The organism is Bartonella sp. AP7XZML (assembly GCF_042195745.1).
In the GTDB taxonomy this organism is placed as follows: domain Bacteria; phylum Pseudomonadota; class Alphaproteobacteria; order Rhizobiales; family Rhizobiaceae; genus Bartonella.
In genome coordinates, this window is record NZ_JBHIOT010000101.1 from 43,132 (window position 1) to 55,711 (window position 12,580).

Sequence of the window (12,580 nt, forward strand, 5' to 3'; positions counted from 1 at the left end):
GCTTGTATTGTTGCTTGATTCTCAATCAAGCTGAAAGATGTATACACGTGTTTTCACGTTTTGGCACAAAGCCAAGGTGAATATTGTAACGGCTCCATTTGCAATATTATTCTCCCTATAATTAAAATCATGGATACTTTTTCATCAATAAGGATTTACAAATGTTCCTCAATGGGTTTGAAATGAAAAAAATTATCGTATTGAGGGTTTTTATTACAATAGGTAGAATAATGATTATATCTTTATAAATCAGTTTGTTGAAGATAAATTGAGATATGAGGCGGTAAAAAAATAAAAGTGTGCATTGGAAAAAAGTCATACTATGGGATCGCTTTGTTAAAGGACGCACTTACGATATCATGTTGAATGCTTAATAGTGATGCGCTTTATTTGCACAGAAGAATGGTGCTGTTTTTTTTTGCTATAGAGTTTTTTGTTATAGACGATGAGATTGGTCCTTTTATTGGCACTTTGGTGATGGAATGCGTGTTAAAAAGAATTTTTGTTAGAAAAGTGTTGTGATCGGGGGGATTGAATCCTGCAATGAATTTTATAAGAGTGTTTAAAGATTAAGGTTTAGACTTGTTGGTGCTCAATAGGTCGTAGATTGGTTTAAAAGATGAATTCAAACATGATAGAGGAAAAGATTGTATCCGTATTGGTTCCTCTTCCTGTTGCTCATGCTTATAGTTATAAAGTTCCATCTTTTATGGAGGTGAACGTTGGTTCCTTTGTTCGGGTTCCGGTGATGGGGCGTGAGCTTTGCGGTTTTGTTGTGGATGTTGGAGAGCAGACAGCCGATGGGCAAAAGTCTGCTTCGGTGGCGCGTGAAAAATTACGCTCTCTGCTTCATGTTTTTGATTGTCCCCCATTAAAGGCAGAAATGATCACATTTTTGCGTTTTGTTAGTCGCTATACAATGGCGCCTTTTGGTCTTGTTGCACGATTGGTTTTGTCTGTACCGGCTGCTTTAGAGCCGGAAGCGCAGATGCTGGGTTTGCGATATTGTGGTGGAAATGTAGAACGTCTCACACCAGCGCGGTCACGGGTTTTGGAATTGGTGCGCAGTGAGAAGATATGGACACGTTCTGGTCTGGCACATGCGGCTGGAACTTCGGCTTCTGTTGTTGAAGGTTTAAAAGCGCTAGGAATTTTTGAAGATGTTAAGGTTCCTGCTCCTGATCTTGTGGGCATGCCTGATCCTGATTTTTGTCCCCCTCAGTTGCAGGGAGCGCAAAATGAAGCAGCAACAATGTTGCGGGAAGGTGTTTTATCTTCTCAGTTTCAAGTTTTTTTGCTTGATGGTGTGACTGGGTCTGGAAAGACAGAGGTTTATTTTGAAGCGGTTGCTCAAGCCTTCAAAGGAGGCAAGCAGGTTTTAATTTTGTTGCCGGAAATTGCTTTAACTCAGCAGTTTTTAGATCGTTTTTATGCGCGCTTTGGCGCTGCTGCAGCAGAATGGCATTCTGATTTGACGCCACGTCGTAGAGAACGCGTCTGGCGGCAAGTCGCAGAAGGGCGGGTGCGTGTTGTGGCTGGGGCTCGTTCGGCGCTTTTTCTTCCCTTTCCTAAGCTTGGCTTGATTGTTGTCGATGAAGAACATGATAGCGCTTATAAACAAGAAGAGCGCATTTTTTATCATGCGCGTGATATGGCTGTTGCACGAGGCTCTTTTGAGCGTTTTCCTGTTATTTTATCTTCAGCCACACCGTCGATTGAAAGCCAAGCCAATGTTTTAAAAGGGCGTTATCAAAAGGTGCATTTACCTTCCCGTTTTAAAGAAGTTGCACTTCCACAGTTGCGGGTGGTTGATATGCGCCAAGGGGGGGTGCAAAAGGGGCGCTTTATTTCCTGTGCTCTTGAAAGGGCTTTAAAACAAACGCTTGATAAGGGCGAACAAGCTCTTCTTTTTCTTAATCGTCGTGGTTATGCACCTTTGACTTTATGCCGAATTTGCGGACATCGTTTTCATTGTACCGATTGTTCAAGTTGGTTGGTCGAACATCGTGCGCAAGGGCAACTGAAATGTCATCATTGTGGATATCATGAACCACTTCCTGAAGCCTGTCCTGAATGCGGAACCTTAGATCATCTTGTGGCTTGCGGACCAGGTGTGGAAAGGATTGCCGAAGAAACACAAATGCTTTTTCCTCAAGCGCGATCATTGATCCTTTCAACAGATCTCAAAGGAGGGATTGGGCAGTTGCGAAGCGAATTACAAGCCATTGCCAATGGCGATGTGGACATTATTATTGGAACACAGCTGGTCGCTAAAGGACATCATTTTCCCAAGCTCTCTCTGGTTGGTGTTATTGATGCTGATCTTGGTCTTGCCAATGGCGATTTACGCGCAAGTGAACGTACCTATCAGCTACTTTCTCAAGTTACCGGAAGAGCAGGGCGTGTGGGATTGAAAAGTTTAGGATTATTGCAAACTTATCAACCAGATCATCCGGTCATCAAAGCCTTACTTGCATGCCAGCCAGAAGATTTTTACACACGTGAGATTGCAGCACGTCAGCATTATCATTTGCCCCCCTATGGGCGGCTTGCCTCTTTGATCGTGTCTGCACAACAGCGCCAAGCAGCAGAACATTATGCGCGCGCATTGCGTCAGGCAGCGCCACGGGAAAAAAATATCTCGGTTATGGGACCAGCAGAAGCGCCTTTGGCTTTGGTTCGGGGGCGTTATCGTTTTCGGCTTTTGCTGCAAGGACAGCGTTCTTTTGATATACAAGGGTTTATACGTGCAATGCTTAGCGGTACACCTAAAATGCCCAGTTCCGTTCGGGTTCAAATTGATATTGATCCGCAAAGTTTTTTCTAAAACCAGTATCGCATAAGTGAAGATCTCTTTGCTTAAGGTGCTTTACTTGAACTCTTATATTATTCAGAACAAGCATCCAAGCAGCAAAATATGATACATGTCCATTGCATTAAGTAGAGCCACGGGAAAAAATATCTTTGTGATAGAACCAGCAGAAGCGCTTCTCTTCTTTCAAGGGCGCTATCATTTCGGCTTTTACTTCTTTTTTGTATGATGGACAGTATTCTTTTGATAGGCGGATTCTTTTTATAAGGGCTGAAAATGCTTAGCTATACACCCAAAATACCCAATTCTATTCGAGTTCAAATTGATATTGATCTATGCTTCTTCTAAAATCAGTGCAATATAGTGCCATATAAAGTGAAGCTACGCGGGCTTAATGAAGGGCGTGATTTTGATAAAAAAATTTGAAAAGAGAGAATTTGTCGATATTTGAAGCTTATCCGGATGAAAAATGATATATTATCATTATAAATCAAAGTTTTGTATATTTAAAGAGTGTGCTTACAAGAAAATATTACTTGGTGAAATTTTTTAAAAGGAGTGGGTATTTGAAGAAAAAAGAGCAATGTTTTCTTTAATTTTTAGGAGGATATTCATTGTTTTTTTCTTTCTTATCAGTTTGAAATAATAGACTTTTTCAATCGCAGCTGCATCTCATTAAAGGTCTTGTGGTGATAAAGGGAGTGTTTTTTAGAGAAGAAGTGTTTTGTTATGGTGGCAAGGGCATTTGAAGAAAAATCAAAGAGAGTGCAAAAATCGCTCAGAGAATGTCAAAAAGAGGCATAAAAAACTGTGATGCCATCCTGTATATCTAAAAAAAATGCTTTTCAAAAATATTTTGAATATTTTATTAAAATTTTTAAAAAGCAGCGATTTGTGGTGTTGCGAGTCGGCTATGTCTATGCTAGAAACCAAGTGGTTTTTGTTCTAGGTTTTAAGAATAAAGATTCTTAAGATTGAGAATGTCTGTTTCATTTCATCTGATAACTATCAGAGAGTCGCTCAAGGGAAAGAGGCGGTATTTCGTGTCGGATTCATTTTCTCTCATACCGCTGCCGTTGGTAGATCAACGCTATGCGCAAGCGCTTTTTGATTGCGTTCAAGAAGCCGGAAACGTTGAAAAGGTTGAAAAGGCAGTAGAGGATCTTTTGCTTGTTTTGGAGCATAAGGATTTAAAACGCTTTGTGCTTAGTCCATTCTTTTCAGTTAAAGAGCAAATTAAGGTGATGCAATCTGTTTGTGCAAACATCAAATTTGCTGATAAAAACGCAGGGCAGGTCATTGGTAATTTTTTACGCGTTATTGCAATAAACCGTAGGCTTAGTGCCGTATTTGGTATTTTACGTGCTTTTCAGCATTGTGTTGCACGCGCTCGTAGGCAGGTTACTGCGCAAATTGTTTCTGCGTGCCCCTTAAATTCTCAACAAAGACAAGAGTTGTGTGAGGCTTTGGAAGGTGTTGTTGGAGGAAAAGTCTTGCTGCACATCATTGTGGATCCAACAATTCTTGGTGGATTAATCGTTCGTGTGGGGTCGTCTCAAATTGATACGTCTCTTCTCACAAAATTGTCTTCACTTAAGCTTGCATTGAAAAAAGAGGTCAGCTGATGGATATTAGACCATCTGAAATTTCAAAAATTCTAAAAGAGCAAATCAAAAACTTTGACCAAAAGGCTGAGGTTTCAGAAATTGGTTGGGTTCTCTCTGTAGGGGATGGTATTGCTCGCGTTTATGGTTTGGATAATGTCCAAGCAGGGGAAATGGTCGCCTTTCCAAATGGTGTGCGTGGTATGGCACTCAATTTGGAAGTTGATAATGTTGGTGTGGTCATTTTTGGCTCAGATCGTGATATTCGTGAAGGTGATTGTGTAAAGCGGCTAGGCGCTATCGTCGATGTTCCTGTGGGTCCCGCTTTGCTTGGGCGTGTGGTTGATGCGTTGGGAAACCCTATCGATGGTAAGGGGCCCATTAAAGCAACAGAGCGTCGTCGTGTCGATGTTAAGGCTCCTGGAATTATTCCGCGTCAGTCTGTCCATGAACCGATGTCGACCGGCTTGAAAGCGATTGACGCACTCATCCCTATTGGACGGGGGCAGCGTGAATTGGTGATTGGTGATCGCCAAACAGGAAAAACAGCAATTTTGCTCGATACATTTTTAAACCAAAAACCTTTTCATGAAAAAGGGGCTGGACGAGAGCAAGATAAAGTTTATTGTATTTATGTGGCTATCGGTCAAAAGCGTTCGACGGTGGCACAGTTCGTTAAAGTTTTAGAAGAACGTGGAGCGCTGGAATATTCTATTATTGTTGCAGCGACTGCTTCTGATCCAGCACCACTGCAATTTATTGCACCTCTTGCTGGGTGTGCTATGGGTGAGTATTTCCGTGATAATGGGCAACATGCTTTGATTGGTTATGATGACTTATCAAAACAGGCGGTGGCGTATCGTCAAATGTCTCTTTTATTGCGTCGTCCTCCAGGTCGTGAAGCTTATCCGGGAGATGTTTTCTATCTGCATTCGCGTCTTTTAGAGCGGGCTGCGAAGTTGAATGCGGAAAATGGATCTGGGTCGTTGACAGCTTTGCCGGTTATTGAAACGCAAGCAAATGATGTTTCTGCCTATATTCCTACAAATGTGATTTCGATTACTGATGGGCAAATTTTTCTAGAGACTAATTTGTTTTATCAAGGAATTCGTCCTGCTGTAAATGTTGGTCTTTCTGTATCGCGTGTTGGTTCTGCTGCACAAATTAAGGCAATGAAGCAAGTTGCTGGCTCGATTAAAGGTGAATTGGCGCAATATCGTGAAATGGCAGCTTTTGCGCAGTTTGGCTCTGATTTGGATGCGTCAACCCAGCGTCTGTTAAATCGGGGTGCGCGTTTGACAGAGCTGTTGAAGCAGCCGCAATTTTCTCCGCTCAAAACAGAAGAACAGGTGGTGGTTATTTTCGCGGGTGTGAATGGCTATCTTGATGCTTTGGCGGTTTCTGATGTTGCGCGGTTTGAGCAGGGGCTTTTAGTGCTTTTGCGTAGTGATTATCAAGATCTCTTAAAGGCAATTGCTGAGCAAAAGCAAATAACAGATGAGCTGAAAGATAAGTTGATAACTGTTCTTGATACTTATGCGAAAAATTTCTCGTGATGAATTGATGGAATGCTTGAATGGCTTCACTAAAAGATCTTAGAGACCGTATCGCTTCGGTTAAAGCAACACAAAAGATTACCAAAGCTATGCAAATGGTTGCAGCGGCAAGGTTGCATCGTGCTCAAGAGGCAGCGCAGTCTGCACGCCCTTATGCGAAGAGAATGGCTGATATTTTGACCAGTGTTGCTGCTGATGTAGATGGTGTTGATGCGCCTACTCTTATGCGTGGTACGGGGCGCGATGATGTACATCTTTTGGTGGTGTGTACTGCTGAGCGCGGTTTGTGTGGTGCTTTTAACGTGCAAATTGCTCGTCGTGCACGTGAACAGATTAAGGCATTGTTGGCGGCTGATAAAATAGTAAAAATTATCACTGTGGGTAAAAAAGGCGCGGATATTTTATCGCGTGATTACAAAGGCTTGATAATTGATCATATCGATTTGCATGCTGTAAAGCGAATTGGTTTTGCAGAAGCAGTGATGATTAGTCAACGGATTGTTGATTTATTCAATGAAGGCGCTTTCGATGTTTGTACGCTGTTTTATTCTGAATTTGTTTCCGTAATTAATCAGCGTCCAACAGCTTTGGATTTGATTCCAATGGTTGCTCCAAAAGCAGCTGTTGGGGCAATAGATATTGTGGAGCAAACCGATCATAACAAAGGTTCACAATCGATTGTTTATGAATATGAACCTGATGCTGCGTCTCTTTTAGAGGCCCTTGTACCACGTAATCTTTCGGTGCAAATCTTTCGGGCTTTGCTAGAAAATGTTGCTGGTGAAATGGGCGCCAAGATGACAGCTATGGATAATGCATCGCGCAATGCGGGTGAAATGATTAGTAAATTGACGGTGGCTTATAATCGTCAACGTCAAGCACAGATTACGACAGAATTGATCGAAATTATTGCGGGCGCTGAGGCGCTTTAAATGGAGAAGGTAAGGATTGATGGTAAAAGCAGTAACCTCAAGCAAAGGAACAGAAAAAGGTGAAAAAAAGAAACCAGCTGCTCGTTCCAGCGTGAAAAAAGCCGCTTCGAAATCTCAAGTGGATGTAAAGGCTTCCTCTGTACCTGCGCGTGATGCAGCTAAAGATACACCTGTAAAAAAAGATACATCCGCAAAAAAAGAAGAGCATGCAAAAGGCGCTGTTGGTGAAATCAAGCAGATTATTGGTGCTGTCGTTGATGTGCAATTTGAAGGTGAATTGCCAAAAATTCTCAACGCTTTGGAAACAGAGAATTTAGGCAATCGCTTGGTATTAGAAGTTGCGCAGCATTTGGGTGAAAATACCGTACGTACGATTGCTATGGATACGACTGATGGTTTGATGCGGGGCCAAAAGGTTGTGGATACAGGCACACAAATTAGCGTTCCTGTAGGAGAAGCAACGTTGGGACGTATTATGAATGTGATTGGGGAACCGGTGGATAATGTGGGACCAATCGCTTCAACCAAAACACGTTCTATTCACCAAGAGGCACCTGAATATGTTGAACAATCGACTGTTTCGGAAATTCTCGTAACCGGTATTAAAGTCGTGGATTTGTTAGCCCCTTATTCTAAAGGGGGTAAAATTGGCTTGTTTGGTGGTGCTGGTGTTGGAAAAACCGTTCTCATTATGGAGCTTATAAACAATATTGCAAAGGCACATGGTGGCTATTCTGTATTTGCTGGTGTGGGAGAACGTACACGTGAAGGAAATGATCTTTATTATGAAATGATCGAAAGCCGCGTGAATGTGAATCCAAAAGAGAATAATGGTTCAACGGAAGGGTCAAAGTGTGCCCTTGTTTACGGGCAAATGAATGAACCACCAGGAGCGCGTGCGCGTGTGGCTCTTTCAGGATTGACAATTGCAGAAAGTTTCCGTGATGAAGGACAAGATGTTCTCTTCTTTGTGGATAATATTTTCCGTTTCACGCAAGCAGGAGCTGAGGTATCTGCTCTTTTAGGGCGTATTCCTTCTGCTGTTGGGTATCAGCCGACTTTGGCAACGGATATGGGGGCGTTGCAAGAACGTATTACCAGTACAAAAACAGGCTCTATTACTTCCGTTCAGGCAATTTATGTTCCGGCAGATGACTTGACGGATCCGGCGCCGGCAGCGTCTTTTGCTCATTTGGATGCAACAACTGTTCTTTCGCGCTCTATTGCGGAAAAGGGGATTTATCCAGCGGTTGATCCGCTTGATTCTTTCTCGCGTATGTTGGATCCATTGATTGTGGGGGAAGAGCATTACACTGTTGCTTGTCAAGTGCAAACCATTTTACAACGTTATAGAGCGCTTCAGGATATTATTGCTATTCTTGGAATGGATGAACTTTCTGAAGATGACAAATTGCTGGTGGGGCGGGCACGTAAAATTGAACGTTTCCTTTCGCAACCTTTCCATGTTGCGGAAGCCTTTACTGGTTCGCCGGGGAAACTCGTTCCTTTGGAAGAGACAATCAAAGGCTTTAAGGGGCTTTGTGCTGGCGATTACGATGATTTACCAGAAGCTGCTTTTTATATGGTTGGTTCGATTGATGAAGCACTTGAAAAAGGAAAGCGTCTCATGGCAGAGGCTTCTTAGTAGGAAGCTTCTTATTCAAGAGAAAACTGTCATGGGTATTTTTCGTTAACAAAGGACGAGTCGTTGGAGAAAACGGAGAGTCCTTATATCGGGTATTGTGGAGACTTTTGTGGAAAACAATAGAGAAGAGCGTTTTTTATTTGAGCTTGTATCGCCTGAAAAAATTGTGTTTTCAGAGCAGGTAGTGTCTGTTGTTCTTCCTTCAGCCTCAGGTTATTTGACAGTTATGGCGCATCATGCGCCATTGGTGGCAAGTATTGTGTTGGGCAGTGTTCGTGTTCGCACCTCTGTGGGTGAAAAATTATTTGTTGTATGCGGGGGTGTTGCAAATATTACCTTTTCAGGCTGCTCTTTATTGGTAGAGCACGTTGTGGCTGTAGAGAATCTTTCTTTTGATGTATTAGAACAGCAGATTTTGCAGATTCAAGCGACGTTAGAAGGAGGGACAAGTGATGAGGACAATCATAAAATAGAGGCTTTTTTCCAGCAGTTGTCAGCTGATGGTGCTGTGTTGATAGAAGCGTAGCAGAGTATACAGGAAAAGATGACATGAGCGGAAAAAAGAGTACGGTTGTGTCTGCTAAAAGGAGTGCAAAACCTTTTCCTCATCCTGGTCGTGTCTTTGCGGGACCTTTGCCAAAGTGCTTTGTTTATATTTTTGCTTCTCTTATTTTGCAATGGGCTTATGGTTTAGGGGCTAATATTGTTCAGTCTAACATTGTCCATCTTACGGGTGATTTTCATGCAACTTTGGCCGAGACGACATGGCTGGTAGCGGCTTATATGGCGCCAAATGTGAGTGTAGCGATTATGTTGATCAAAATCCGCTATCAATTTGGGCTGCGCGCTTTTGCTGAATTATCAATTCTTGGCTTTGTTTTGGTTTGCGTGTTGCAGCTCTTTGTTACGGATTTGCGTTCTGCATTGATTATTCGCTTTTTTGCTGGGATTGCTGCTGCTCCTTTGGCTTCGCTTGCGCTGCTTTATATGATGGAGGCTTTTGCTCCAGCAAAGAAGTTTACTGTTGGTCTTAGTTTGAATTATATGAATGCGGCTTTAGCGGCACCTTTATCACGTTTGATTTCTCCTGATTTGCTGGAAAATGGTGGTTTTTCCAGTCTTTCCGCTCTGGAAATGGGGTTGGTTCTTATCAGCTTGGTCTGTATCTATACTTTGCCTCTTACTCCTGTTGTGCGTAGTAAGGTTATTCAAAAATTAGATTGGATAAGCTATGGTTTGATTGCTCTTGGTCTTGGATTAAATGCTGTGATCATGTCTGTTGGCATATTGTATTGGTGGTATGAAGCACCATGGATTGGTTGGGGGCTCGCACTTGCTATTTTCTCGTTGGCTATTGCTATTATTATTGAGCTTAATAGAGAAAAACCGTTGATTGATCTCCGTTGGATTTTCAGTAAAGAAATGGTCCAATCTGTTTTTATTTTATTTATTTTTCATGTTTTTTTATTGGAGCGGTCAAATTTGCCCGTAGGGTTTTTTAATCTTTTTGGTTTGCTCAATCGTGAGATGGCGCCCATGTATCTTGCGGTGACATTAGGGATTCTGTTAGGGGGGGCTGTTTGTGTCTTTTTTTTACGGGCGGGGCGTGAGGATTATTTTTATTTGTTGTCTTTGGGTTGTTTGGCGTTAGGAGCTTATTTAGATAGTCATGTAAACCATTTAACGCGTCCACAAGATATGATGTTGAGCCAAGGGTTGGTGAGTTTTAGTTATGCACTTTTTTTGCCTCCTGCTCTTTTCAAAGGGTTTGTGATCGCTGGTGAGCGAGGACCGCGTTACGTTTTAAGTTTTATTGCTGTTTTTTTGCTAACGCAAGTGACAGGGGGATTGATGGGGTCGGCTTTTTTTGGCAGCCTTCAGTTTTATTTTGCCCATAAGAACTTTGAGTCCTTAACACAAAATATTATTATTACTGATCCGCTTATTTCTGGTGAGATGAATACTTTATTTTCGCCTTCTTATGGTGTTTCTGTTCCCAATGGCTTGAGAAGTGAGCAGGGTACTTCTATGTTGATAGAGAAATTTAAGTTAACAGCAAATATTTTTGCTTATGATGACGTTTTTCGGCTTTATTTTTATATTTCAATGGTTGTATTCGTTATTTTTCTTGCCACAATGATTGTTAAGTCATGCTCTTTGCGTGCATTAGAAAAGTAGAGTAATGTCATAAAAAGAGGGGTGCAAAAAAAATGATAAAAAAATTACGGTCAAAAGCTACGATTGTTGCATTCCTATCGGGCATTACGGGTGTTTTGCTGATTTTGTGGGCTTGGAGACTTCCTCCTTTTGTGAGTAACATTCAAATAACGGATAATGCTTCTATTAAGGGCAATGTTACTCTGGTTAGTTCACAGATCTCTGGGGTAATCGCACGGATTTATGTGCAAGATTATCAACGCGTTGAAAAGGGAATGCTGCTTTTTGAGCTCGATGATTCTCTTTTTCGGCAGCAGCTTGCACGGGCACAGGCTGTTCTCGATTCAAAAAATGCAAAACTGGCAAGTATTGAATTACAAGCACAGCTTTTGCAGGGCGAAATTAATACAGCAGAGGTGGAATTGGCGCGTTCACGAGCATTTTCCAATGTTGTTCCAGATAGTAAAAAGTTAGGTTTTGGTGATGCGGCAAGTTCTGTTTCTCGTCCTCTTTCACAACTCTTGACAGCTCTCGAAACAAAACGCCAATTGCAAAAACAATTGGATCTTGAACGGCAAAGTTTACAGTCAGAAATTGCGGGAGCGAAGGTGAGTGTTGAGTTGGCAAAACTTAATCTCGATCACACAAAGATTTTATCTCCTCGAACAGGCTATATTGGATTAGTTGGAGCGCGGGTAGGGCAATATGTTATGCCAGGGACACAATTGGTCTCTGTTATTTCTGATGATATTTGGATTATTGCTAATTATAAGGAAACGCAACTTTCTCAGATGCGTGTGGGACAACCGGTTGTTTTTTCTGTTGATGCATTGAACAACAAAAAGTTAACAGGGCGTGTGGTTCGTTTTGCACCTGCTACAGGCTCAGAATTTTCATTGTTAAAAACGGATACGACAATTGGTAATTTTATCAAAATTGCGCAACGTATTTCAGTACGGATTGCTTTAGATCCTGGGCAGGAAGGGATTGAAAAACTCATTCCTGGCATGTCCGTGGTTACCTATGTAGATACTTCGCAGCGAGTCGATTCTGGAGGATGAAATTTTGGGTTTTTTCAGTTTAATTTTTGCGTCATTTACTTATAGCAAGTGGTTGTTTACATTGGAAGATTTCGTTTGGTTTGCTATACTACATGTTTTAAAGCTCTTAGGCTTCTTATACTTTTATGTCATGATGTAAAATAATGTTCCTTAGAATATTAAAGCGCATGCATCTTTACTCACTTCCATTTCTTTTGAACTAACTCAGTAGGGGGGGTGGAGTATTGGAAGCTTTGCTTGTGGTTTTGCACAACACTGTCCTTTGAGGTGTGGTGTCACCGCATGTTTGGAAGATGGGGGTAGGGGGAAGCCAGATAAAAAATTGGATTATAGACTGGGTCGGATGGGAAACTTATCCTTTTGGGTGAGGGCGTAAAGTTAGGAGAAAGACGTAAAGTTTATATTTTGTAAACCATAAAAATGCCCGTTTTGAGGCGGGCATTAAAAGGGAAGGTTATTGGTTGTGTTATTAATTTTTACGGATCAGTAAGAAGCTTACTAAAACGACTCCTGCTGCTAATGCGAGGGTTTTTTTAGGATTTTCTTTCGCTTTTTTCTTTAATTCTGTAGCATGTTCGTTGAGGTGATAAAGTGCGTGACGGCCTTTTTGTTTCCATGTGTTAAACAGCTCAGAAATATTTTCAAAGCTATCATTTTGAAAACTCCAATGATTTACGGGGACCAGCTCTCTTTTTAATTGTGCTATACGTTTTTTAATTTTAGCATTTTTTCTATGGGGTGAAAATAGACACATTTATTGACTCCTTCATGTGTTAAATTGTTGTGTGACAGTTGGGATGGTGTTTGGGGTTT

Annotated in this window: 9 protein-coding genes; 8 read left to right on the forward strand and 1 reads right to left on the reverse strand. The window is 41.7% G+C overall.

All coding sequences use genetic code 11. The features are described from left to right. Positions 1-631: 631 nt before the first annotated feature. The 8 genes from ACFILT_RS08460 to ACFILT_RS08495 all read left to right on the forward strand — a co-directional run bounded on the left by ACFILT_RS08460 (position 632) and on the right by ACFILT_RS08495 (position 11,767). Entirely contained in the window at positions 632-2,827 is a 2,196-nt protein-coding gene (locus ACFILT_RS08460; RefSeq protein WP_375678362.1) for a primosomal protein N', read from the forward strand. A 1,028-nt stretch (positions 2,828-3,855) separates the two neighbouring features. Next, positions 3,856-4,437, forward strand: coding sequence for an ATP synthase F1 subunit delta (atpH, locus tag ACFILT_RS08465; RefSeq protein ID WP_375678363.1), 582 nt, complete (start codon positions 3,856-3,858; stop codon positions 4,435-4,437). After that, positions 4,437-5,972 carry a F0F1 ATP synthase subunit alpha gene (gene atpA / locus ACFILT_RS08470; protein ID WP_273790513.1) on the forward strand — a complete coding sequence of 512 codons (1,536 nt, stop codon included), beginning with the start codon at positions 4,437-4,439 and terminating at the stop codon, positions 5,970-5,972. The genes atpH and atpA overlap by 1 nt, the downstream gene beginning before the upstream one ends. 20 nt (positions 5,973-5,992) lie before the next feature. Continuing rightward, the gene (locus tag ACFILT_RS08475; protein WP_375628700.1) at positions 5,993-6,904 is read left to right on the forward strand and encodes a F0F1 ATP synthase subunit gamma; all 912 of its coding nucleotides are present in this window, start codon (positions 5,993-5,995) and stop codon (positions 6,902-6,904) included. A 19-nt stretch (positions 6,905-6,923) separates the two neighbouring features. Further along, the gene (gene atpD / locus ACFILT_RS08480) at positions 6,924-8,549 is read left to right on the forward strand and encodes a F0F1 ATP synthase subunit beta (protein WP_375613176.1); all 1,626 of its coding nucleotides are present in this window, start codon (positions 6,924-6,926) and stop codon (positions 8,547-8,549) included. Positions 8,550-8,658: 109 nt separating this feature from the next. Beyond that, positions 8,659-9,075 (forward strand): ATP synthase F1 subunit epsilon, encoded by a 417-nt coding sequence (gene atpC / locus ACFILT_RS08485; protein ID WP_375678364.1) that lies wholly within the window; start codon positions 8,659-8,661, stop codon positions 9,073-9,075. Between the two features lie 23 nt (positions 9,076-9,098). Beyond that, positions 9,099-10,727 (forward strand): MFS transporter, encoded by a 1,629-nt coding sequence (locus ACFILT_RS08490; protein ID WP_375613177.1) that lies wholly within the window; start codon positions 9,099-9,101, stop codon positions 10,725-10,727. A gap of 32 nt (positions 10,728-10,759) precedes the next feature. Continuing rightward, complete coding sequence (locus tag ACFILT_RS08495; RefSeq protein WP_375611727.1) at positions 10,760-11,767, forward strand: HlyD family secretion protein; 1,008 nt, start codon at positions 10,760-10,762, stop codon at positions 11,765-11,767. Positions 11,768-12,236: 469 nt separating this feature from the next. Here ACFILT_RS08495 and ACFILT_RS08500 read toward each other — a convergent pair whose 3' ends face one another. Beyond that, positions 12,237-12,521, reverse strand: coding sequence for a hypothetical protein (locus tag ACFILT_RS08500; protein WP_375611728.1), 285 nt, complete (start codon positions 12,519-12,521; stop codon positions 12,237-12,239). Between the last annotated feature and the right edge of the window lie 59 nt (positions 12,522-12,580).